General features: G+C 44.3%; 19 protein-coding genes. 7 read left to right on the top strand and 12 right to left on the bottom strand.

Annotation, left to right across the window (positions count from 1 at the left end; translation table 11 throughout):
- Genes VLA77_04545 through VLA77_04535 form a run of 3 tightly spaced genes read left to right on the top strand, consistent with a single transcriptional unit; the run spans position 1 to position 3293 of the window.
- Positions 1-1281: a putative peptidoglycan glycosyltransferase FtsW gene (locus tag VLA77_04545; GenBank protein HSE29824.1), complete on the top strand. Its 1281-nt coding sequence runs from the start codon at positions 1-3 to the stop codon at positions 1279-1281.
- On the top strand, positions 1214-2380 hold the full coding sequence (locus tag VLA77_04540) for a UDP-N-acetylglucosamine--N-acetylmuramyl-(pentapeptide) pyrophosphoryl-undecaprenol N-acetylglucosamine transferase (protein HSE29823.1): 1167 nt from the start codon (positions 1214-1216) through the stop codon (positions 2378-2380). Before VLA77_04545 ends, VLA77_04540 begins: the two co-directional genes overlap by 68 nt.
- Positions 2381-2384: 4 nt before the next feature.
- Positions 2385-3293: a hypothetical protein gene (locus tag VLA77_04535; GenBank protein HSE29822.1), complete on the top strand. Its 909-nt coding sequence runs from the start codon at positions 2385-2387 to the stop codon at positions 3291-3293.
- A 741-nt stretch (positions 3294-4034) separates the two neighbouring features.
- Here VLA77_04535 and VLA77_04530 read toward each other — a convergent pair.
- The 8 genes from VLA77_04530 to VLA77_04495 all read right to left on the bottom strand — a co-directional run bounded on the left by VLA77_04530 (position 4035) and on the right by VLA77_04495 (position 16031).
- Positions 4035-6695, bottom strand: coding sequence for a type IV secretion system DNA-binding domain-containing protein (locus tag VLA77_04530; GenBank protein HSE29821.1), 2661 nt, complete (start codon positions 6693-6695; stop codon positions 4035-4037).
- A gap of 57 nt (positions 6696-6752) precedes the next feature.
- The gene (locus tag VLA77_04525; GenBank protein ID HSE29820.1) at positions 6753-7790 is read right to left on the bottom strand and encodes a sigma factor-like helix-turn-helix DNA-binding protein; all 1038 of its coding nucleotides are present in this window, start codon (positions 7788-7790) and stop codon (positions 6753-6755) included.
- Between the two features lie 667 nt (positions 7791-8457).
- Entirely contained in the window at positions 8458-10869 is a 2412-nt protein-coding gene (gene topA, locus VLA77_04520; protein ID HSE29819.1) for a type I DNA topoisomerase, read from the bottom strand.
- 84 nt (positions 10870-10953) lie between these two features.
- Positions 10954-11814 (bottom strand): DNA-processing protein DprA, encoded by an 861-nt coding sequence (dprA, locus tag VLA77_04515; GenBank protein ID HSE29818.1) that lies wholly within the window; start codon positions 11812-11814, stop codon positions 10954-10956.
- 336 nt (positions 11815-12150) lie between these two features.
- Positions 12151-12696 (bottom strand): aminoacyl-tRNA hydrolase, encoded by a 546-nt coding sequence (pth, locus tag VLA77_04510; protein HSE29817.1) that lies wholly within the window; start codon positions 12694-12696, stop codon positions 12151-12153.
- Positions 12697-12749: 53 nt separating this feature from the next.
- Entirely contained in the window at positions 12750-14087 is a 1338-nt protein-coding gene (gene der / locus VLA77_04505; GenBank protein HSE29816.1) for a ribosome biogenesis GTPase Der, read from the bottom strand.
- A gap of 275 nt (positions 14088-14362) precedes the next feature.
- Positions 14363-15061, bottom strand: coding sequence for a pseudouridine synthase (locus tag VLA77_04500; GenBank protein HSE29815.1), 699 nt, complete (start codon positions 15059-15061; stop codon positions 14363-14365).
- Between the two features lie 4 nt (positions 15062-15065).
- Entirely contained in the window at positions 15066-16031 is a 966-nt protein-coding gene (locus tag VLA77_04495) for a response regulator (GenBank protein HSE29814.1), read from the bottom strand.
- An 87-nt stretch (positions 16032-16118) separates the two neighbouring features.
- Between VLA77_04495 and VLA77_04490 the strand changes: the two genes are divergently transcribed.
- On the top strand, positions 16119-17459 hold the full coding sequence (locus VLA77_04490; protein HSE29813.1) for a GNAT family N-acetyltransferase: 1341 nt from the start codon (positions 16119-16121) through the stop codon (positions 17457-17459).
- Here VLA77_04490 and VLA77_04485 read toward each other — a convergent pair.
- The 3 genes from VLA77_04485 to VLA77_04475 form a co-directional block, all read right to left on the bottom strand.
- Positions 17456-19171, bottom strand: a complete 1716-nt coding sequence (locus VLA77_04485; GenBank protein ID HSE29812.1) for an ATP-binding protein — start codon at positions 19169-19171, stop codon at positions 17456-17458. The two genes, VLA77_04490 and VLA77_04485, sit on opposite strands and share 4 nt — an antisense overlap.
- Positions 19172-19255: 84 nt before the next feature.
- Positions 19256-19420 carry a hypothetical protein gene (locus tag VLA77_04480; protein HSE29811.1) on the bottom strand — a complete coding sequence of 55 codons (165 nt, stop codon included), beginning with the start codon at positions 19418-19420 and terminating at the stop codon, positions 19256-19258.
- A 54-nt stretch (positions 19421-19474) separates the two neighbouring features.
- Positions 19475-20101, bottom strand: a complete 627-nt coding sequence (locus VLA77_04475) for a Type 1 glutamine amidotransferase-like domain-containing protein (protein HSE29810.1) — start codon at positions 20099-20101, stop codon at positions 19475-19477.
- A gap of 74 nt (positions 20102-20175) precedes the next feature.
- On the opposite strand from VLA77_04475, the gene VLA77_04470 reads away from it, so the two are divergent.
- Positions 20176-20700, top strand: coding sequence for a sigma-70 family RNA polymerase sigma factor (locus tag VLA77_04470; GenBank protein HSE29809.1), 525 nt, complete (start codon positions 20176-20178; stop codon positions 20698-20700).
- A complete protein-coding gene (locus tag VLA77_04465) occupies positions 20697-21644 on the top strand; it encodes a hypothetical protein (GenBank protein ID HSE29808.1) in 948 nt (315 codons plus the stop codon). Before VLA77_04470 ends, VLA77_04465 begins: the two co-directional genes overlap by 4 nt.
- A gap of 65 nt (positions 21645-21709) precedes the next feature.
- On the opposite strand, the gene VLA77_04460 is transcribed toward VLA77_04465, so the two are convergent.
- Positions 21710-22063: a DUF1801 domain-containing protein gene (locus VLA77_04460; GenBank protein HSE29807.1), complete on the bottom strand. Its 354-nt coding sequence runs from the start codon at positions 22061-22063 to the stop codon at positions 21710-21712.
- Between the two features lie 289 nt (positions 22064-22352).
- On the opposite strand from VLA77_04460, the gene VLA77_04455 reads away from it, so the two are divergent.
- Positions 22353-22874, top strand: a complete 522-nt coding sequence (locus tag VLA77_04455) for a hypothetical protein (GenBank protein HSE29806.1) — start codon at positions 22353-22355, stop codon at positions 22872-22874.
- Positions 22875-22964 lie beyond the last annotated feature (90 nt).

Here is a 22964-nt window from a genome sequence, read left to right as displayed (position 1 = left end):
ATGAACCCAAGCAGGGGAGGGCGGATCACTAGGTTTGTAGATGAGTTTGAGGGGATACGCAAACATCGTCCAGATATGCCATTAATCCTTTTCATCTGTACCTTGGTCCTTTTAGGGCTGATCGTTATTTATTCGATCAGCCCAGCGCTAATTGCGAGGATTAGCTCAAGTGAAACCGAGATTAGTCAACATTATTTTTTGTTTAGGCAATTAATTTACATTGCAATTGGCGGTGCGGCGTTTGCAATTGCTGCCTTTGTGCCGCTTGGCTGGTGGCGTAAAAATAGCCTAAACATTTTAATCGTAGGAATAATCTTAGGCACGTTGCCATTTCTACTTCAGGCAACCCCGTTAGCCCTTTGCGTTAATGGTGCTTGTCGTTGGCTTGATCTTGGGATAATTAGCTTTCAGCCAGCCGAGGTCATGAAGCTTGCGTTGCTAGTTTTCTTAGCCAGTTTTTTGGCCGCCAGAGTTGCACAGGGCGAATTAAACGACATTAAGCAAACTTTTGTTCCGTTGAGTGTTTTGCTAATCACTTCGACGATCGTTATTGTTGGTTTGCAAAAAGACTTGGGAACCGGCCTAACGTTATTTGCGATTGCGCTGATCATGCTTTTTATGGCTGGCGTCAAGCTAAAGTTTTTCGCAATGCTAATCGGTTTGGTGGTCGGGCTGGGTGTAATATTTATCTTGTTGGCTCCGCATCGAATGGAGCGAATCCTGACATATTTTAACCACAGTAGCTCTACTACGACTGACATGGGGTATCATGAAAATCAAGCGTTGATTGCGATCGGCAGCGGAGGTATGACTGGTAAGGGTTTAGGACGAAGCATTCAGGCGTTCGGTTATTTGCCCGAGGCGGCTAACGACTCAATTTTTGCAATTTTAGCCGAGAAGTTTGGATTTTTAGGGACAGTGGCGGTGCTAGGCCTCTTTGGTGGGATGTTCTGGCGGATGCTAAAAATTATGGATCAAACTTCGCAACTTTTCCCCAAGCTAGTAATTGCCGGCACCTTTGGTTGGGTGTTCTCGCATAGTATTATAAATGTGGGTGCAATGTTAGGAATTTTCCCGCTAACCGGCATAACATTACCGTTTGTAAGTTTTGGTGGCACAAGCTTGCTGTGTATGTTGGCCGCGCTTGGTTTAGTAATTCAGATTTCCAGATACACCAGACACAACCCAACTCAGTCAACACAAGGAGGAACTGATGACAATTTTGGCGGCCGGCGGCGGATCGGGCGGGCACGTAACACCGGTTTTAGCGGTACTGCGTGAGCTTAAAAAGCACGATAAAAACTTAAAAGCTTATTTTATAACCGACAAAGCTTTTGGACAGCAAGCCACGGGTATTATTGATACTCTTAATTTTAAAGTTCCAGTCAAAAAAATAAATGCCGGTAAGTTTCGCCGCTTTCATTCTGTGAGCGTATGGAAACAAATCTTCAATTTACCTATGACTTTTAAAAACATTGGAGATGTTTTCGTAACCGGTGTGGGATTATTACAGAGTGTTAGGTATTTACGAAAAGTTAAGCCCGATGTAGTTTTTACAAAAGGTGGCTTTGTTTGCTTGCCTGTGGGCTTAGCGGCGTCATTTTTAAAGATCCCTTTAGTTATTCATGATTCGGATTCATTGCCGGGTTTAACCAATAAACTGTTAGCAAAGCATGCGACAATAATTGCAACCGGTGCGCCGGTGGAAAACTACCCTTACCCCAGGGAAAAAACGCATTACGTTGGCGTTCCAGTAAGCGCTGCTTTTAGGCCAGTTACGCAGCAAGAAAAAGAAAAATGCAGATCCGTTTTAGGCATGGTAGATATTAAAAAGCCACTTGTAGTTGTGACTGGCGGAGGTTTGGGGGCGCGCAACTTAAATCGAGCGATCGTCAGTGTGGCTGAACCGTTGCTTAAAAAATGTTCCATTTTACATATAACAGGACAATCGAATTACAACGAAGTCATGCAACGCGCCCCTGAGAGCGCCGACTATGTTGTAAAGCCCTTTATAAACGGTTTGGCTTTGGCGTTTGGTGGCGCTGACGTGGTTGTCACACGTGCGGGCGCAACGACTACTAGTGAACTGGCAGCTATGGCAAAGCCGACTATAATCGTTCCAAACCCATATTTAACGGGCGGTCATCAGATCAAAAATGCTGAAGTTTTTGCCAAAGCTGGCGCTGCGATTGTGGTACAAGAGGATAAAATCGTAATGAATCCTGTCATCTTAAAGCTTGCAATCGAAAAGATTATTGATGACAAAAAAACAATGAACGATTTGTCCAAAGCTATTTATAAGTTTGCGAAGCCCGATTCTGCAATCGATATGGCCGAGTTGATCGTAAGTGCTGCATATAAAAATAAAGAGCGAGCCTAGCTAAATGAAGTGGTGGTTTAAAAAACAACAACCTAGGCAGCCCAATCTTATGGATGGGCAAAATGGCTATGTATTCAGACGCAGTAGAACTTTAACTGGTAGTACTTCCGAAAAGGTTGCTCCTACTGCCGAAAAAACCGGTCAGTTAAAAACTGATCGCCTTAAGAGCCATGAACGCAAAGCAAGACTTAAAACGTTCGCTAAATCAGCAGCATCATGGGCGGGAGTTTTTGCGATTTTAATGTATATGTTCGCAATGTATATCAAGAATCCGCAGATTGTTTTCGCGCCAGCCAGTAACATGCCGAATGTTGACGTTTATAAAAAAACAATAAACGATTTCATGGCCAAAACACCGCTACAGCATTTCGGTTTTACGATTTCCCAAGATGAAGTTAACGAATACGTCAAAAGCGCTCACAGCGAAGTTGATGATGTGTATGTTAATCGTAATTGGTATGGAGGGAACTTAGAGTTTGATCTTGAGTTCAGAAAGCCCTTGATTGTTTGGAAGGCTGGCAATCAGAACTTTTACGTAGACAAAGATGGTGAGGCTTTTATTTACAATCATTTCGAGGAACCTGGTTTGGTTGTTACGGATCAATCCGGCATAAGACCTGATGAGGGCGGCGGAGCGGTTGCCTCATCGCGTTTTATCAGGTTTTTAGGGCAACTTATTGGAGCTGTCGAGAGCTATGAATTGGGCAAGGTTACAGAGGTTGTAATCCCGCCATCTACGCGTGAGATTCATCTAAAGCTTGAGGGCAGGGAATATGCTATAAAAACGCACATCGACCGCGATCCGGTGGAGCAGGCTGAAGATATATATAATGCTATTAAGTATTTCGACGCAAAGGGAATCAAGCCTCAGTATCTCGATGTTCGCGTTGCGCATAAGGCATATTACAAATAGACACTACTCTCTCACTCTCTTTAGTTCGATTTTTGTTCTATTAATTTTTTCATGATCAACATCGCTAGAAAATATTTTTGATACTTATATTTAAAATAGAAAGTTTTGAGGCAGGGAATCAGGGTGGGGAGGTTGTGTGAAAAAATGTCTAAAAATGACAACAAAATGCATATTTTTAACATAGCCTGTGGAAAAGTCAAAATAACGCATACCTTATACCTAGATCCATTTATTAATCGGTAAACCTGATCGCATGACGCATAAGCAAAGGTTGTTTAGTAGAGTTTACATGAGTTTTATAGATATATTAGATACCCTACCTCTTAAAAGATGAATAAGTACATGTTTTTGATTTATACATGTAGTGTCGTAAAAGATATATTGTGCGACATAACATCTATCCCGATTATGCTTCCTGCATTACCTATAATCCCGTCTTTTTCACTGTTTTTTTCTTTAGTTTTTTAATTTGCCTACCTCTTCATTTTGCAGTAGATTTATTTCAATTAGCATATAAATAATAACTTCGTTACGGCCATGCATAATTTCCAATAGCCATGTTCGATTTTTGTTCTAGTGGTAGATAATTTTAGTAGGTTCAAATACGATTAGATGTCAAGTATCCGCAAGCTTCGCACGATTTAAAAGGGGATTCGCGTTCGGTCCGTCCGACAAACGCTTTTTACTCCTCGCCTGCTTTGATGATGACTAGGGCGAGTTCACTCTAATCAAGTTACCTTTTTAGCGCAGACTCAAAGACGAACTGTCATTGTGGGGCTCGGGGCCGGTTGTAACTTCACTCCCCTGTTTGCTCTTACTACGCTTTCTGCGTCGGCGCCGCTTTTTGCTGGCGCTTTCGGGCTCACTGGCGGCGGCAGTAAGCGCAGGTTCGCTCTGTGGTGCGGGTTGCTCTGCAGGTTTAGCTTGTTCTATTTTTGTTTCGTTAACTATCGGTAGTGGCTTAACCTCATCTGGCTTAGGCTCCTTCGGCTTGTTACTCGCGGTAACCGCCTGCTGATTATGGGTCGGATTAACATTCTGTTGGATCTCCGCTACAACGTCGTTAACGGGTCGTGCGTAATTTTGCCTGGTATTTTGAACAATCTGCTCGGTAAAGTTGGTTTGTGCTGGCGGCAATGTTAAAGTGCGAGCCGAGAACGAGGGTGTTTTTTCGCCGTTTATTACCATAGTAATTACAAAGTGCCGGTTTGCCATTTGCATGATGTCTTCAGGTAAAAATTGCGGCGCAAACTGTTTTCCCAGAATCTGAGAGTCATCTGGACTTACGCGGAAAGAAATGGTTGTTCCCACGTTACCAAATACTGCGTCGCGAACGGTTTCGCCCATTTGGCTGATGTACTGGTTGGCTACGGTCAAGTTAAGGCCGTACTTGCGTGCCTCGCTTAAAATAGTGGCAAACGAATCGGTCGCAAAGTTCTGGAACTCATCTACGTATAAATAGAACGGTCTGCGATCTTCGATGAGAGGAATATCGCTGCGGCTCATCGCAGCCAACTGAATCTTAGTCACAAGGAAAGACCCTAAGATTCCGGCGTTGTCTTCACCGATCAGACCTTTAGAAAGGTTAACCACCAAAATCTTGCCCTCGTCCATAATTTTGCGAATGTTAAATGTACTTTTTGGCTGACCAATGATATTACGAATAATTGGGTTGGCAGTGAAAGCTCCAACTTTGTTTAATACTGGGCTTATAGCTTCGGCTAAGAATTTGTCGTTCCAGCTAGCAAACTCAACATTCCAGAACTGACGAACCACAGTATCTTGGCAATTTTCTACTACAGCCTTGCGGAATTTTTTATCGGTTAGCATTCGGGTGATATCGAGGAGTGTTGTATTTGGGTAATCAAGCAAAGCTAAAATCGTGTAACGCAAAATATATTCCAAGCGCGGCCCCCAACTGTCGCCGAACATGCGTTTAAGGACGCCAATAACTTCGGAGCTGATATGGCTCTTCATGTTTGGATCGCTTACCTCCATTGGGTTGAAACCAATCGGGAACTGCATGTCGGCCGGGTTAAAGTAAACCACATCTTTTATGCGTGACGGTGGAATGAACTTAAGATTTGCCATTGCAAAATCACCGTGCGGGTCAATAATTGCATATCCTTGATTATGGAAAATATCACTTAGCGCCAAAAGCTCGAGCATTCCCGATTTACCGGTTCCAGTTTGACCAATTATATAAGCGTGCCTGCCTCGATCGCCTCGGAATAATCCAAATTGCTGGTTAATTCCTCTGAAGTTTGTTAAGCCGAATGCGCTTATCTCGTTATCTCTGTCCGTGCCAAGTATAATTGGTAGTTTTGCCGGTGGCTCGGCCGTTTTTGAGCTAGCCCAAACGATGTTCGGCGTCTCTACTGTTGTGTGCGGTAGGTGGTAAACGCTAGCGAGCTCTTCAATGTTTAAGATGTAGCCTTTGTCTATGAAAAAGCGCGCTCGGAATTTATCTATGCCCTCTTGGCCATACGCTGCACCTTTAATCTGAAATCCATTAAGGTTGGTGCTATTAAATTGCTTGAATGTTCCAACAATTGCCTGCATGCGTAGTTTTGCTGTTTTTTCGGTATTTCCCAGATATAAAATTCGCATTTTAACTTGGTAGCCAAGTTTTACGCTTTTCTTTTCGATTTCACTGATTCGGCTTTTGTCGCGTTCGCTAATCTCGGGTGCACTTGAATCTTTGGCCTCGGGCGGCTTAAAGAAGGCCTGGAGTAGTCCTAGTAGTAAGTGACCAACTCCGCTGTTAGCCTTCCCTTTTAGTTTATTGGCAAAACGGGTTGACTTAAAATGCCATCCATCTGACACTGGCCGAGCTAAAACCTGGATCCATATTTCTTCATTCTGTTCTTCGAGTTTGGCTAAGGTTGCTGTTACGGCAGCAAGCGGGTCAACTTCGAAGCTTTGAAAAGTCTTGATTGGTAACGCCTCGTTATCTGTTAAGGCTAACTCGGCCGAGTAAATTACCGGCTGTAAAATCTCGCGCTCAGTATAATCGCTGTCTGCTTTGTGGATCTGTACAGTTGGATACTGTGCGTAGATTTGGCCTTCTAGAAAGTTTTGCAAGTGAGTTGGCACCCAGACGTAAAACCTGATCTGCTTATCGATTGATGCAATTTCAAAACTAATATGTTCTTGGAGCCCACCTTGACTCAGTAGTTCCTTTTTATCACGCAAAATGCCATGTAAACTGGCGAACATCTGTTCGGCGGCTAATTCTTTTTTGTCGTTTGTTCGTGGAATTTCAAGAATCAATAGAGTATGTTCAGTATCGGCAACTGTTTTAGCGCGCAAATTATTGCGGAACGCAAGGTATGCAAAAACTGCGGCTATCGGAAGCCAAATATACCATTTGCTCAGAATTTCTAGTAAGAATGGGCCCATTTAATCTCTATTGTCTCTTATGTTGGCCGCAGGTGCAAATATTTGGGCTTACAATTTTTAGGCCAAGCCGTAGGTCGCTTTAGCGGTGCGCTTGAATTGCTTTTTACCCTGCAAGTTCAAAAGAATTGTAGTTTCTTTAACTTGTCGGTGTTTCAAAACGCGCTTAACGATTTCGTCGCGGTGAAGCGGGTTGCCTTCTTTTTTAAGAACGTCGACAATAATATCGGCGACTGTTCCTTTAGAATAACCCCAGTCTTTTAGGGCGTAAATTCCGCGACCGATCAAAACAAAGCGACTATCTTTGATTAGTTCGTTGTGAATCGCCTGAGTGGTAACATCTTTACGGCGGAAATCAGAACCTTTAATAGCCTTTGCGATCTCGTTAAAGTGCATAGGCTTGTCGTTTTCTTGTAGAATCACAAAAATCTTATCGCGAATGTTCTTTGGGTTTACACTTGGCCATTGAGTAAGACCCCACTTGCCCTTTAGGTTCGCAAGCTGTTTACTTAAACTAGCAAGCGCTTTAACGTGGCTTGGATGATCATGCGAAAGCTTTTCGTGTAGAGAATCGACCGTCACCGGAGAACCAGATTCTTTAATGGTTTTGATGATTTCGTCAACGTTCTTTTTAATTTTATCACTGTCGTGGAACTCACTTAAACCTACGCCCTGATGATAGCGATCATTCTCTTCTACTAAAGTTAGGCGTGGCGAAAGAGCTGCAATGAATGCAACATGTGCGCGGTCAAGTTCAGTGTCATTTTTGGTTACTAGGGCGCTAAGGTCATTTACCTTTGCAACTCGACCCAAGTCATGTAAGTGGCGAATAAATTGCTTTTCAAGCTCAGGAATCTGAGGAAGGTTACTCTCGGCAGCCATTTTTAGGCGGATCATAATAGCCTTCTCTAGTTGGCGAACGCGTTCGCGAGTAATGCCAAGTAGTTCGCCGACTTGTTCTAGGGTTTCTTTGCGATCGAATAAACCAAAACGACGCGAGATAATTTCGCGTTCACGGTCACGCTCGATCGTATTTAGGATGCCTTTGATAGACGCTGCTAAATCGACGGTGGCGGTTTCGGTAGATGAGTCGTGCATAATTTTTAGCTTCCCTAGTTTTTGGAGTTATTTATAAATATTTTGACATAAAATTTGATTTTAGTCAACATTATTCAATGTATATGTAAATTATAGCATTAATTAGACTATAAAGACATATTATACTGTGATACTGCTTATGTCTTGTGGATAACTAATATTGTTAAGGTCTTTATAAAAAAGAGGCCCCTGACCTCCCACGCAACATGTGCGCCGAGAGGCCAGGGGTGTATTTGGGGGCGACCCCGCCACCACGATGGTAGGCGGGCGGCGAGGTCGCCCTTGGTCGCTGCGGCCTAAGCGCGCATATGCGACCGGGGAACGGCACAACCGGCTACGGGGGCGGAGCCGTGAGATGTGCCGTGCGACACGGAGGAGGAGCGCGTCGCGAAGTTGGATTGCTGGAGCGGGGCTACACCCTGTGGGGTGCTTTGACTAGGGGGGTTATTTCCTGGTCTTTCCCCGTTCCAGCAGGATTGTGAGGCGCCGGGCGCGAGACTGTTGCTCATCGGCCGATTTACAAGTAAAAGCAATGCTGCAGCTCCATGCGCCTACAAAGTCGTGAGCTCTCCGTGTCACGACACCTGTCTGGTCAGACCCCGATGGGCCACCTACCAAACTTGGATAAACTCATTATTACATGTTTTTTAATATTATGCAAGCATTTTTATGAACGAACACGTCGTTTTCGTGCGGCTTTTGCGGGTGCTTTGCTCAGAATCTCCTGACAATCTTTTAAGGTCAGTTTTTTTGGATCTTGGTCTTTCGGAACCTTAATGTTCTTTTTCCCATCTGTTACGTATGGTCCAAATCGCCCGTTCAAAACTTTAATCCCCTGCTCATCAAAAACATGGATGGTCATTTTCGCCTTCTTGTCAGCATCGGCTTTTAATAATTCTTTTGCGGTTTTTAGGTCAATCTCGAGAGGGTCATTGCCTTTAATCGAAACATAGCTGCTACCAACTTTTATGTATGGTCCAAATCGCCCATTGTTAGCTTCGATATCTTTGCCGTCATCAGTTTGCCCAACAATTCGCGGTAATTTAAACAGCTCTAAAGCTTGCTCTAAAGTTATACTGTCGATAGTTTTACCAGCTGGGATCCCTGCAAACTTAGGTTTTTCTTCATCTTCGGCTGCGCCAATTTGTACCATAGGCCCAAAGCGCCCAAATCGTGCGCTTACTGGCTTACCGGTTTTGGGGTCTTTACCAAGAGGGCGCGATTGCATTGCCTCTGCTCTGCTAATGTCGCCGGATTTTTCTACGGTAGAATGAAACGGGTCGTAGAATTTTTGCAACATTGCCTGCCAGGCTAGTTTGCCCTCGGCTACGTCGTCGAACTTTTGTTCTACATCTTTTGTAAAGTCGTAGTCGATCGTATGCGGGAAATTTTTTACCAAAAAGTCAGTTACTACGTTGCCGATGTCGGTTGGCACTAATTTACCCTTGTCGGTTGGAATTGGCTCTGAGGCTTGGCGACGAGCCAGTGTAAAATGGCCGACCTTTTCGGAGGTGAGCTCGGTTTTTACTTGCTCCTCGGGTCCGGTATTCTCAGGCGCTTGATCGTTCGTGCTCAAAAACAAGCTTCCGAGAGCTTTGGGCGAAGCCTTGACCTTTGCAAGGGCTAATCTAACAACCTCTCGCTCACCACCCATTACGTCTGCTTTCTCTACGTAGCCGCGGGTTTGAATTGTGCTGATTGTTGGCGCGTACGTACTTGGGCGACCAATTCCTAGTTCTTCAAGTTTACGCACTAGGCTGGCCTCCGTATATCGCGAAGGAGCGCGTGAATAGGTTTGCTCGGCTGCAGCGCCCACTAGTATTAAAGGGTCTCCCTTGGCTACATCTGGCAATATGCCGTCTTCTTTTTTGCTCCCATAAACTTTTAAGAATCCAGCAAAGATTACGACTTCACCTTTTGCTTCTAGTTGATCCTTTGTTTTGCTGGCCGCAATTTTAATTGTGGTTTTCTCGACTTTTGCAGCGGCCATTTGACTAGCAACCGCACGGCGCCAAATTAACTGATAAAGCTTTTTTTGCTGAGAGTCTTTACCAACCTCTGTACGCTCAAAGTGCGTAGGGCGAATTGCCTCGTGGGCTTCTTGTGCACCGGCGGATTTTGTTGAGTACTTGCGAACTTGCAAATAATCTGGTCCAAACTCTTTTTTGATAAGTTCACTCATGGCGCCAATCGCCAAGCTGCTCAAGTTAAAAGAGTCGGTACGCATGTAAGTAATGTGACCTTCTTCGTAAAGGCGCTGCGCTAGCATCATGGTTTGCTTTGGGCTAAAACCGAGTTTGCGCGATGCTTCCTGTTGTAGTGTGCTGGTCGTAAAAGGTGCACTGGGGCTGCGTGTGCCTGGGGACTTTTCGATATCTGCGATAGTGCAGTCGCTCTCGGCCAAGTCAGTCAAAAACTTTTTAGCAGAGTCTTCGGTTTTGTATTTTGCTGCGCTTTCGGCTTTTAGTTCAGTGCCGTCTTTTAGATCAAAAACCGCACTCGCTTTGAATGCGCTTTCGGCTTTAAAGTTGATTATTTCGTTTTCGCGCTCCGATATTAAGCGAACCGCAACAGATTGCACGCGACCTGCACTCAGGCCTGGTCGGACTTTTCGCCACAAAACTGGACTAAGCTCGTATCCTACAATTCGGTCTAAAATTCTGCGTGCTTGTTGTGCGTCAACTAAATCTTTATCGAGCTCGCGCGGATTTTTAACCGCATTCTCGATTGCTGGTTTTGTGATTTCGTGGAATACAATGCGTTTTGTTTGAGCTGGCTTTAGCTTTAAAACTTCGCTTAGATGCCAAGCAATCGCCTCTCCTTCGCGGTCTTCATCCGATGCGAGCCAAACCGTTTCGGCTGATTTTGCTGCGCGCTTAAGTTCGGCGACTGTCTTTTTTTTGTCAGGGCTGACTTCGTAGGTGGGTTCAAATTTATGAGCAATATCTACGCTCATCCCCTTTTTTGGCAGATCACGGATGTGTCCAAAGCTACTTTTTACTTCAAAATCGCTACCTAAATATTTGGCGATGGTTTTTGCTTTGGCTGGTGACTCTACGATAACTAGATTTTTGCTCATAATGTTTGTGCTTAATGTTCTGAATATAGCTTAGTGATCTACATTACGCAAAATTAAAAATATTGCAAGTGTTCGTGCGGACTATCATAGATTTCCTGTAACCCATTTGCCTGCGCTAATCGACTTAATTTGGCCTGATATTTCTAGCATTGTTAGCGCTTGGTTAAGCTCCGCGGCACTAAGGCTGCTTTGTTTTTGAAGGTGTTCCGTTTGGTTAACTCCAGATGTGATGAGCTTTAGTATAATCTGTTCTTGAGGGTTTGAACCGACTGGTAGTGTTGTTTGAATAAGTTTTTTGAATCCAATTGCACTTAGAATATCGGCGGTTTCGGTTATGGCCACAGCTCCTTTTTTAATAAGGTTGTTACAACCCTCGCTCATTACGCTATTGATGTTGCCCGGAAGCGCCATGACCACTCTGCCCTGCCGCCGAGCAAACTCGGCTGTATGCATTGTGCCGCTTTTTGCGCCTGCCTCTATCACTAAAACTCCGTCAGCTATGCCAGATACAATTTGACTGCGCTGCACAAAACTCGATTTGTATGGGTGCGAATCTGGTTCGTATTTTGTAAGTAAACAGCCGCCATTTTCAACAATCCTATCTGCGAGTTTTGCGTTTCCCGATGGATAAATTCTATTTAAGCCGGATGGAAGTATAGCGATCGTTGTTCCGCCGGCATCTAGCGCCGCCTTATGGGCGATCGCATCAATTCCATAAGCTAGGCCGCTTACAATTACTATGCCCCGCTTTGCTAGTTCGTAAGCAAATTTATACGCAAATTCGGTGCCGTAATCTGTTGGTTTGCGTGTTCCGACTATAGAAACTGTTTTCACCCTATTTTTAGGTAAATTACCACTAAAATATAAGCTTTTTGGAAAACCTGCAATATTTGTTATGATCTGTAAGTATTCGCTCTGATCTGGTAAAACGCTATTGCTAATCATGATGATTTATGTAAAAAAGTATTGACATTTTAGCCTAGGCGTGTTAAATTAACACACGGTAAGCCTGTAAGGGCGAAACCGCACCTTATACCCCCAAAATTCTAACACTCTCTCCCCAGAGAGTTAAATGTTAGATTGCATACAACGTGCGTCTAAAGTTTTCTACCCTCCACTTTAAACGCAATTATAAGCGTTGTGTGCAAGCTAATCCCTTTAACCGGCGGACCTCTTGATTATGTGAGGTGGGTCACGCTAATGCCCGAAACGGGTGGGTTGAAGGGTAAAACGGCGCCAGGTGATGCCCACCCTTACCTGGCGCTTTTTTATTGCCTAAAGCTAGGGGTTTACACTAGTTTGCTCAAATTTATTCGTAACAAAATTGTTGATCATTTTTTTAGCTGAGTGCGCAATATCGGGCATTTTTTTCAACTCTTCACGAGTAAAATGTCCCAACACAAAATCAGCAGCGTCGGTTTTAGCTGTAAAATCGTTAGCTATCCCAATGCGCACCCTGGCGAAATCGGGCCCAAGTTGAGCTATTAAGCTTTTGATTCCGTTGTTGCCGGCGTCGCTGCCCTGATTACGAGTCCTGATTGCGCCAAACGGTAATGCGAGCTCATCATGTACCGCTAAAATGTTGCGCGCGTCTACTTTGTAAAAATTTTTTACAGCTATAACTGCATCGCCACTTAGGTTGTAGTATGTTTTAGGCTTTAACAAAATAACTTTTTCGCCACCTATATTGACTTCGGCGACAAATGATTTGAATTTGGGTCTGTCGTGCCAGTCGTCTGTTAGCGAATCTAATATAGCAAAACCCACGTTATGGCGAGTCCCATTAAAGTGTTCGCCAATGTTTCCTAAGCCAACTACAATCTTCATTATTTAAAGTATGCCATACTTTGCACAGAAGTTGTTCTTTAATTTTTGCTGGCTTATTTTTCGCTTTCGAGGCGTTCTTTCTTTTCTTCACGGAAGCTGAATTTTATCGATGTGCCTGTATAATCGTAGGCTTCACGAATTGCGTGCTCAAGGTAGCGCTTATAGCTCCAATGTAAGAACTTTAAGTGGCTGCCGTAAATTACGAACCAAGGTGGATTGACATCTGTCTGCACCATATAGCGCAACTTTGGATGAGTGTTTTTTAGCCCAGCTGGTGGGTGCTTTTCGATGCATTTTTGAAGAATTTTATTAAGCTCGCTGGTCTTGCGTTTGGTTTTTCGACGTTCGTAAATATCTAGTGCAAGGTCAAAGATTTTAGACACGTTTTGACCTGTTACGGCGCTAGTAAACAATAATGTGACCCACGGTGCAAACTGAAAGTTGTTAATTAGTTGCTTGGCAATTTCATCGCGGCTAAAAGGAGTCTTCTCTTCGTAGGTATCCCACTTACTAACTACTAAAATTAGGCCTTTGCCTGATTCCTTAATCATTCCGGCGAGTTTTTGATCAAGTGAAACGTGAAGATCGTTGACGTCAACTAAAAGCAAGCAAACATCGGCTTCCTCAATCGCTTGCAAGGTTCTAAGCACGCTGAACTTTTCGATTCCGGTTTCGATTTTACCGCTGCGACGAATGCCAGCTGTATCTAGAATTTCGATGTCTTGAGTTTTGTAGCGGGTGCGAACGCGGTTAATATCGCGGGTTGTGCCAGCAACGTTTGCCACGATCGCCTCTTGCTTGCCGCCCAAGGTGTTGAACAGATAAGATTTACCAACGTTTGGGCGACCAATAAACGCAATTCGCAAAATGTCGTCACGCGGGGTGTCTTTTGCCGTGGGGATATTCTTGGCAATTTCGTCTAACAGGGCACTAACTCCCCTGTTATGTTCGGCGCTGGTGCGGTTAATTTGCTTGATGCCAAGGCGCAAAAATTCTTCGGTTGGCAAAGATTCTTTTTTGTCGACTTTGTTTAGAATTAAAATTACGGGTTTGCGCGATTTTAAGGCTTTTTTTGCCACGCTTCGGTCGTCGTCGCTTGGCGGAATAGTGCTGTCTACGACAACTAAAATAAGATCTGCTGCCTCAGTTGCCTCGGTAATCTGCTCTTGGATACTTGCTTCGAACTCGTCAGACGGATCTTTCAAGCCGGCGGTGTCTACTAGCCAAAAGTTTTGACCATTATGCTCGACAATTCCAACGACTTTGTCGCGAGTTGTGCCGGCCTCGCGCGCAACAACTGCTTGCTGAAACCCAACCATTCTGTTAAACAGACTGGATTTTCCTACGTTAGTTTGGCCGACAACGGCAACAGTTGGTAATTTTTTACTCATAATTTCTATCTTTTATAATACATTATTCAAGCGCAGCACGCCTGCAGATCTAAATGATTATACAATAAAAAATAGTTTGTTTCAATTAGAGTGGACGGAACATGCCAAAGTGCAACGAATTAGAGTATCTTTGAGTTTTGGATTTGTTTTGAATGGGTTTGTCATTGGGTGGAGTTTAGCTTGTTTAGTCTAAAATGTAAACAGAACCAAATGTAGATATTAAGACGCCCCGGTCCAGTAGAATTGTCGCTGGATCGGGGAAGTCCGACTTAAAATTATTGTTCTATCTCTAGAATTTGCTTGCCATTTAACTGATCTAGCGAGTATTTTCCAAATGTTTTACGGCGCAGGCTTATAACCGTATAACCCAAGGCCAAAAAAGTCCGCCGTATTTGCCGGTTGCGGCCTTCGTGCATTGTAACTTGCCACGAGGTTTCATCTCCGTCGGTTAAACGCTCAAGCAAAAGCTTACTTTTGCCGTCGGGTAGATCTATGCCGATATCGCTGATCATCTGACGATGTAATGGTTCTAGTGGTTTGCTTAACTGAACATCGTAAGTTTTAACTTTTTTAAAACTCGGGTGTGTTAGCTGATGTGCCAGATCGCCGTTGTTAGTAAGTAGAATCAAGCCCGAAGAATCTTTATCTAGGCGACCCACGGTTTTTAGGTGATCGTACTTTTGTGGAAGCAGGCTGTAAATTGTTGGAACGTCGCCTTGCTGTCGCCGACTGCAGACGTAACCAACTGGCTTATCCATTAATACGTAAAGATAATTAGTTTTTACGCTATCGACCTTTTTGCCGTCGACCGTGACCTTGTCGCCGGCGTAAACGCGACTACCGAGCTCCGCTTTTTCGCCGTTAATTAAAACTTTGCCTTTTGCAATTAAATCATCGGCGGCTCGCCTACCAATTGCTAGGTGTGTGGCAATAAATTTATTTGCTCGTTGTGGAACGTCGTTTTGAGGATTCATTAATTTATTGCCTAGCAGGTGGGGCTATATCTGGACGCGTTGGCGCGGGCGCTATTGCTGGGCGACTCGTTGGGGCTTGAACTGGTTGCCAGGTTGCGCTTGGGGCAGAAACTGTTGGTTGAGTTGGCGGAACGCTACTAGACGTAGGCTGTTGCAACTGTTCATTAGATGGCTCAGCTGGTTGAATAGCTGGCTGCGGTTGAGTCGGAGCAAAAAAATCTCCGGCCTGCTGAATCTGGTCGTTTACGATTTGTTTTTCTTGATCAGTTGTACTGATCTGTGGAACTACTCCACCGCCTGCTTCTTTAGCTAGTTCGCGATTTAAAAGTTCGTTAATGTCAATTTTTTGCGACGGATCATTAATTGGCTGGATTATACGCTGTTTTGCAGCTGGCCTGGCAGGAGTAGTAGACATTGCGGGCGGCATTGTGTGTGGCTGAATTGGTTGAGCCTGATAAGGCTGTGGGGCTACCGGTTGCTGGACTGGTGACGGAGTAACAGCTACCTGCGGAGCCGGAGCTGCTGGATTTGGGTACATGCTTGGCGCAACTGCTGTTGGCTGGGCCTGAGGAGTTCCTGCAGGAGCAGCTGGAGCAGCAGGTTTATCTCCAAGTACGTCGTGGACAGTCTTAACTACATCCTCAATTCCCACTTGCGATTTTACTAAGTAGCGGTCAGCGCCAATTCGTTCGCCGCGCGCCCGCTGTTCCTCGCTGCTTAGAGCGGTCATCATGATAACTTTAATGTTGCGCGTCTCGGTTGTGGATTTTAGAATATCCAACATATCAAAACCGCTAATCTTTGGCATCATTACATCTGAAATAATAAGTGCAGGATGCTCTTTTATTGCAATCGCTAGAGCTTCTTCGCCATCGCTCGCAGTCACAATATCGTAGCCTTCTGCAAGTAAGCGTACCCCGTAAATTTCGCGTAGGCTTTTATCGTCTTCAACAAGTAAAATTTTGGTCATCTAAAATCATTGTACGAGACAAATATCAAAAATTCCAGTGCTTCTTATGCTTGATAACGTTTGTTTTATGAAGTAGTTTTATAAAATATGTCCGTAGAAGGCCTACACCAGGTTGAAAGATTTAAACAATATTATAAAACTCGCTTTACCTCCAAGCAGATGGTCCAGCGTGCTGCTGAATTTGACTTTTCGATTTTCTCGCAGGATCGCGGCGAAGTCACTCAGCCTACTTACGAATACAAAACATACGAGCGTTTATTTGCGCTAGGGATCGCGGAGTTTACAGGTTACGTTGATCCAACAGGAGAAATTGCGGCGATGGGCGGAATCATGACTGGGCCAGATCCAGAGGCCGAAGAATCGATGCTGCAAAATCTGAAACATGACACAGCTTATATGTGGGTTTTGGCGACTAGCCCCAAGTTTTCTGGCAACGGCTTAGGCGGTCAAGTTCTAAAAGATTCAATTGAGATCGCAAAAAAGGCTGGTAAAACAAAGATGATTACAACCGTGCATCCAAATAACTATAATTCTCTTTCGGCTTTTTTTAAAAATGGTTTTGTAGCGGTTGGAAGGGTTTGCAATTATTACAACATGACAGGCTCTGATGGAGAACGTTTAATTTTAATGAATGGCGATTTAGATAACGATCAGTGGGCTGATCAGATTACAGGACCCTACTCCGTATCTGTGGCGATTCCTGATTTTACGCTAGAGAAAATGGATGAAATCGAGTCCACGATTAACTTCTTTGGGTTTGAAATGGGCATGGCTAGCCGCGGTTGTTTTCGCCTTAACGAAAACACGGTTAGTTTGAAACCTTATAGGTACCTGGGCGATATCGTAGAAGTTGCAAAGCTCATTTACCCTTACGAATCCTTTGCGGAAGCTTATCTAAGTGCGCTGTCTCAGATCAAGAACATGAACTTGTTTGATAGAATCACTTTGGCTAATTTGCAGGCTTTTAGCGAAAGGATGAACGTTGGGGGGCAACCTGAGTCGCCGTTATTTGCAATACATAAAAGTCAAACTCATAAGCTTTTTATGCAATGGCTTTCAGATTACCGGTCGCACTATTTAAAATCTCCAACTAAGATCGATGATTTTGAAAGCAGTTTAGAAGCAGCTACAATGCAAAACGATTTACCTCTGGTTGAATTAATTTACATTTATTTAAGTGTCGAAAATAGTGTCGTGTTGAATCTTTTGGATATCAAAAAAACAAATCACGAGTACGCTCCGCCGCAGTTTGATGCTTATATTAAGATTGGCAATCGGCCTAACAATATGCGTGAGCGTGCTATTTTTAAAGATGCTTCAAAAGAGCTGCTTAGGCGGAACTTGCTAATGCACGCGGCGCTGGAGGCGACGATCCCTAAAACTGCTAAAGAAAAGATTAGGATGTTTGCCGCATCATTTAAAACCTAAACCAGTGGCACTGTTTTCGTTGCCTGCCCTTTTACTGCAGCCGCTTGCTCGTTGGCCATTCTTGGTAACCTTACGGTAAAAGTGCTGCCTTTGCCATACGTGCTCTCAACAGTTACATGACCATTATTAGCCTCAACTAACTGTCTGGCTATAAAAAGACCTAATCCAGTGCCGCCGATTTCGCGGGTATCAGTGTTATCGACGCGGTAGAATTTTTGGAACAGATGTACTGTATCTTCGGGTGGGATTCCAATACCAGTGTCGGTGATGCTAATTGCAACGTTTTGTTGGTCGCCAGTAACATCTACAGTTACGGATCCTTCTTTTGTGTATTTTATACCGTTGTCTACCAGGTTATTTAAAACTTCACGCATTTGGTCCGGATCAGCATAAACAAAGTATGCCGGCTGAACTTTTGTATCTATCACTTTGCCAGGCGTGTAAACTAAGCTTATATTCTTATCTTTTGCTTTCTGCTCTAAGCCTTCTACGATCTCTCGGGTAAAACTTATTATGTCCAGAACTGTCGGTTTAGTTTGCAGGCGGCCGTCTTCGGCGCGCGATACTGTGAGTAAATCTTGGAATAACCGGCCGAGGTGCTGCGTTGATTCGTACGCTTTTTGCAAGTAGCTTCGAGCTTTATCATCGATCACAGCGGTTTGCGGGTTCATGGCCAAACCTAAGTACCCCTCGATTGCCGCAACGGGCGTGCGCATTTCGTGGCTCGCAGTGCTGATAAATTCGGCACGTTGTCGCTCTTGCTCTTTTTCTTGTGTAATATCCCTAAAAACTAAAATCGCCCCTTCTGCACTCTGGTTGCCACTAACCGGTGAAACCAAAAGAGACATGCGCGCCGTTTTGCCGCTTTTTGTTAGTAGGCCGAAGTCATTGCTCGACATCGGCTTGTTAGATGCTAAAACTTGTTTAACTGGCGATAATTGTTCTTCGATCGGTTTGCCTTTTAAGTCTACAAGTTTTATCAGTGATCTGTAATCAAGCCCAATCGCATCTTGTTTACTCCAGCCTAAGATTGCTTGCGCGGATGGGTTTATAAGTTGAACCAGACCCGCCTTGTCTACTGCCACAACTCCATCGCCGATCGAATTTATCACAATTTCAGACTTGTTGGCCACCTGTGAAAGTTGTTGAGCAAGCGCATTGTAAGCTTTTTGGTTTGTTGGCTGCCCTGTTTCGGCGTGCCACAGTACAAAACTAGTTATCAGAGGTGCTTCGGCGATTAAAATGAGTTTAATAATTTGCTCTAGATCTGGTATTTCGCCGCCAAAAAATATCTCCCAAACTACACCGGCATTTGCAACAAAAAGCATTATTAGCCAAATCTGCCAGCCAAACATTGCGGCAAAAACCGCAACTAATAGCCACAACGCAATAAAAGCCGAATTCGAGCCACCGCTAAGAACAATTAGCGACGCTGTAGTCGCTGCAATTAACAGATAATTGGCCAATGCCATTCCAAAATGATACTTTTGTTGCTTTTGAACAATTAGCCCGGCCAGACTAACTAAAGTGCTGACACAGGCAAACCAAAAAGCCAGATCTGGAATCTGCAGCCAGGAACTTGTGCCAGCTCCTGGGGCAAAATGCGCTAAAAAATAAAGACAAACTAAAACTAACGAAACAAAAAAAGTGGCTTCGCAGATCCGTTTGTACCAAAACGGAGTGATTTCGCTTTTAAACGCGGCTATAATCACGCCCTCCCATTGCGCTTGTGGTTATTATGACTTAGATTCTAGGCTATCGCAAGCACTAATTTACGGTATTTATTGGCTTGCCACTCAAGCAAGATTCGAGTTTGCGGTGATGATCTCGGCGTCTTTGATGCGCTCGATGATTACACTATCATCGCTAGGCGTATCATCATACATTTGCACGCCCAGAGCTTGCAGCTTCTGTTTTGATGGTTCGTCTAAGTCAATTCGGTCGGGAAAAACTATTTTCATGCGTCAATTATATCCAAATCACTAACAATGTGAAATCTATCAACGGGTAGTTTACTAGTATTCCCAAAAATCACCGTCGTGAACAACTTTGATTTTGTTGCCGCTAACCAGGATCGCAGATTGATCGTTTATTCCGTACAGCTTATTTGCGATCGTAGCGGCATATTCTCTGTTACCTTTGTCGCTAACTTCGGTGGGAGTATGTGGTGATAGCTCGAAGTCTACTAGGTTTAATCCAGTTAAATCTTTGAGACCAGGAATATTGCGGTCACCATGATCGACAGACGCCGCGGCAATACTAGGTGTAGCCAAAATTGATCCAGCGCTTGAACCAACGTAGATTTTGCGGTCGATATTCTGCTTTAACCACTCGCCAAAACCAGAGTCGCGCGTTTGTTTTAATAAGTGAAAAGTGTTTCCACCAGATACAAAAATTATATCGGATTTGTTTAACCGACTTCGCCAATCATTTTCAGCAGCCGATGGATCTACAAAATCAATCTGATCAAACCCAAACTTACGCAAGTTATCAACTTGTTCTAAAAACCACGGGCCATTGGGCTCGGCATTGGCTGCAGTTGGCACAAAGGCTACCTTTTTGCCGCCCTGCCCTACTAGCTTGTTAAGTTCATCGGCAATTTTTTGGGTCGTGATGCCGCCGGAAGTGAGTAAAAGCTTCATAGATATATTGTACCTCTTTGCGGCCGAAAATATGATTTGTGTAACAATCCGCTGGCTTGTATCGTATGTAGGTTATGCAACAAAAAGATGAAGCCGAGCTCATAGCTCAAAGTTTAAGCGGCGATTCAGTTAGTTACGGCGAATTGGTCGACCGTTATAAAAACGCAATTTATCATCATTGTTTTGCAATTCTGCGCAGCGAGGACGCTGCCGAAGATATGGCTCAAGAAACTTTTATTGCAGCCTATTACAAACTAAAATCCTATAAAACAGATTACAAATTTAGCACCTGGCTTTTTAAAATTTCGACCAACAAATGCCTTGACCTCCTTAGGCGGCGAAAATACGAAGTTTTAGCAGATAACGAAGTATTTGCAACGATCGCGGCAAAGCAACCCGGCCCCGAAAAGTTAGCCCAATATGACGAGTTACATAGAGCTGTGCATAAATTAAAACCCCGGTATAAGGCGGCAATAAGTTTACACTACTGGCAAGGCCTGGGCTATGAGGAAATCGCCCTAGCGCTTTCTGCTCCAGTAGGTTCGGTTAAAGGGTGGATTAACAGAGCTAAGCGTGAACTAAAAAAGGAGTTGTCATGAAGGACATCGAAAATCTTTTAAAATCTAGCGCAAAACCCCAGCGACCGCTAAGCGCAGATTTTACTAACAAAATAGTTAACCACATTGCAGATCACCCCAAGCTGACTTGGCGTGAGCAATTTATGGAGAATTTTATGGAAAAAGTTTTAACTAAGCCGGCGATTGCCGTTGCAGCGTTTGTTTTTACAGTTCTTGCGGCAGGAACCTCTTACGCTACGGTTGCGGGCTGGCCAGCGATTAACGCGTTTTTTAACGGTGAAACACCTACAAGTGACGGACGAATCGTCGAAGTAAAAGCCGACAACTGTTACTTTCAGAATGCTTTTAATGTAGTTACTGGCGATAAAACTAACGATACGTTTTTCTACAAAGTTAAAAATGATTCTAAGTTAACAAACGAAGATGTCGTTAAAATCGTTAAGGGTAATTGTCAGCTAGAAGCTCAGATACAAGTTGACGGCAAAGCGATTGACGAAGCCCTGGCACGCAACCCACTTAACAAGGATAAAGTTGTTGGTGGCGCGTTCAGTGAAGTTGTTGCTGTATCTGAAAATAGCATCACATTAAAATCTGAAATGGGGACGACTATTGATGGCAAAGATGAAGTTAAAGTGTTCGAACAGACCTTTAATAACATCGCACCAGACGTATTTGTTTACGACAGCCCGCACCAAATTGGCATGCAAGGTTTGAAGGTCGGAGACAAAGTTACTTACAAGTATCGTGCAAGCGGTAAGGCTTTGACTCACTCGGAGAGCACCCCACCTTGGGATGTTAACCCAGATGAGCAAGTGATTGTTGTAATCCAGAAAACCCCGGATGCAATGGCCGAAGGCATGAAGTTCCAAAGGTATAACGGCCGCGAGTTTGAACAGGTTATACCCTGCGATCACACCGCAAACGGTTTTTGTACTGTTAGCGAGTACTATCAGCACAAACAATAATCTGCGTGCCGGTTGACAGCCCACCAACCGACAAGATTGCATAAAATAGCCCGACAAAAGTTGGGCTATTTTTTTGTAACTTCGGCGGCACGAAATTTGGTAATTTGAGCGATTAAATCATAAGGAACTGGCTTGGTTAACGGAAACCTTGCTGAGCCTTTTGACGTTACGTAAGGCTTAAGTTGTTCGACGAATTTTGCAGTCCCTGATGGAGTAGGATAAAAACCGATATGCTCTTTGAATGCTCCAAAATGAACCAGATGTTTTTTATTTAAATCAAAGGTCGCGAGGCCATAACTTATAGTCTCGGTGGCGTTTGGTTCGGCTTTATGAATAGTTTGGCGGATTTTCTGTAAAACCGTTTGCACGTCGGGTGAAAAACTTTTTATATAGTCGTCAATGTTTTTGTATGTGATCATGATTTGATTCTAACTCATTTATTTATAGGTATTTCAAACCAAAACGTACTACCCTTTCCTTCTTTGGAGGTAAAACCAATTGTTCCACCTTGCTGCTCTATAAAATATTTGGCGATTGCAAGTCCCACACCCGAGGCGTTGGGCTCAACTTTAAAGGCGTTCGAAGCTCTAAAAAAGCTTTCAAAAATATTGTAAGTCTCTCTACGATAGTTAGTTCAGCGTATGCTAGATTTTTTGTTGTTTTTATGGTATAAATTAGTTATTCGTCCAAACGTCGAAAGGCCGCAACATGAAGCTGTTCGAGTTGGTTGGAGATGCCTGGAGCTGGTTCTGGGGTGATCTGCTTGACCGCGTGCCGTTCCGCTCATTGCCGAACGTCCGTGTCTGGCTCATTCTGCTCTGGCTCGGGCCGTGGTTTTCCCCGATCAAAAACGCGCTGAGCGGCGAGCTCACCGTGCTGGACAAGATCGCCATGGTGGTCTTCCCTATTCTCGCTCTGAGCGTCGCCGTCCGCTGGATCCACACGGTTCGCAAGCGCCGCAAGCTGGTTACTGAGTACCTGGCCGACCTCACCAAGATGAGGGACGTCAGCCACACGGCCGGTTTTGTGAACTGGCTGAGCTCAGACGAGGCTAACCGCTGGTTCCACCGCAAGTTCCCCCGCGCCTCGCTCAACCGATTCATGCCGGAACGCGGTGTCTACGGCGTTCCGACCCAGGCGCTCGCCGAACGTGTCGCAACCTACGTGGTCTTCTGTCAAGAACGGGAGCTGCGCAGGCTGAGTCGCGCGGCGGCCAAGCAAGACAAGTAAGACGAACACTGACATCCGTCGGTCACCCGGGCTGCTCATGCAGTGGTCCGGGTTTGTTCGTTTAAACAAAAATAGCTCGCCACATGATTC

It is taken from the genome of Candidatus Saccharimonadales bacterium (assembly GCA_035457485.1).
In the GTDB taxonomy this organism is placed as follows: domain Bacteria; phylum Patescibacteriota; class Saccharimonadia; order Saccharimonadales; family EFPC-124; genus DATIBO01.
Note: the sequence above shows the minus strand (reverse complement) of the source record. Positions and strands in the feature narration are given on the sequence as shown.

Bases quoted from the DNA above. Each gene is read 5' to 3' on its own strand.
- VLA77_04480 (HSE29811.1), bottom strand. From the start codon at position 19,420: ATGAAAATAGTTTTTCCCGACCGAATTGACTTAGACGAACCATCAAAA.
- topA (HSE29819.1), bottom strand. From the start codon at position 10,869: ATGAGCAAAAATCTAGTTATCGTAGAGTCACCAGCCAAAGCAAAAACC.
- VLA77_04455 (HSE29806.1), top strand. From the start codon at position 22,353: ATGAAGCTGTTCGAGTTGGTTGGAGATGCCTGGAGCTGGTTCTGGGGT.
- VLA77_04490 (HSE29813.1), top strand. From the start codon at position 16,119: ATGTCCGTAGAAGGCCTACACCAGGTTGAAAGATTTAAACAATATTAT.
- pth (HSE29817.1), bottom strand. From the start codon at position 12,696: ATGAAGATTGTAGTTGGCTTAGGAAACATTGGCGAACACTTTAATGGG.
- VLA77_04500 (HSE29815.1), bottom strand. From the start codon at position 15,061: ATGAATCCTCAAAACGACGTTCCACAACGAGCAAATAAATTTATTGCC.
- VLA77_04475 (HSE29810.1), bottom strand. From the start codon at position 20,101: ATGAAGCTTTTACTCACTTCCGGCGGCATCACGACCCAAAAAATTGCC.
- VLA77_04535 (HSE29822.1), top strand. From the start codon at position 2,385: ATGAAGTGGTGGTTTAAAAAACAACAACCTAGGCAGCCCAATCTTATG.
- VLA77_04540 (HSE29823.1), top strand. From the start codon at position 1,214: ATGACAATTTTGGCGGCCGGCGGCGGATCGGGCGGGCACGTAACACCG.
- VLA77_04525 (HSE29820.1), bottom strand. From the start codon at position 7,790: ATGCACGACTCATCTACCGAAACCGCCACCGTCGATTTAGCAGCGTCT.
- der (HSE29816.1), bottom strand. From the start codon at position 14,087: ATGAGTAAAAAATTACCAACTGTTGCCGTTGTCGGCCAAACTAACGTA.
- VLA77_04460 (HSE29807.1), bottom strand. From the start codon at position 22,063: ATGATCACATACAAAAACATTGACGACTATATAAAAAGTTTTTCACCC.
- VLA77_04465 (HSE29808.1), top strand. From the start codon at position 20,697: ATGAAGGACATCGAAAATCTTTTAAAATCTAGCGCAAAACCCCAGCGA.
- VLA77_04545 (HSE29824.1), top strand. From the start codon at position 1: ATGAACCCAAGCAGGGGAGGGCGGATCACTAGGTTTGTAGATGAGTTT.
- VLA77_04530 (HSE29821.1), bottom strand. From the start codon at position 6,695: ATGGGCCCATTCTTACTAGAAATTCTGAGCAAATGGTATATTTGGCTT.
- VLA77_04495 (HSE29814.1), bottom strand. From the start codon at position 16,031: ATGACCAAAATTTTACTTGTTGAAGACGATAAAAGCCTACGCGAAATT.
- VLA77_04470 (HSE29809.1), top strand. From the start codon at position 20,176: ATGCAACAAAAAGATGAAGCCGAGCTCATAGCTCAAAGTTTAAGCGGC.
- dprA (HSE29818.1), bottom strand. From the start codon at position 11,814: ATGATTAGCAATAGCGTTTTACCAGATCAGAGCGAATACTTACAGATC.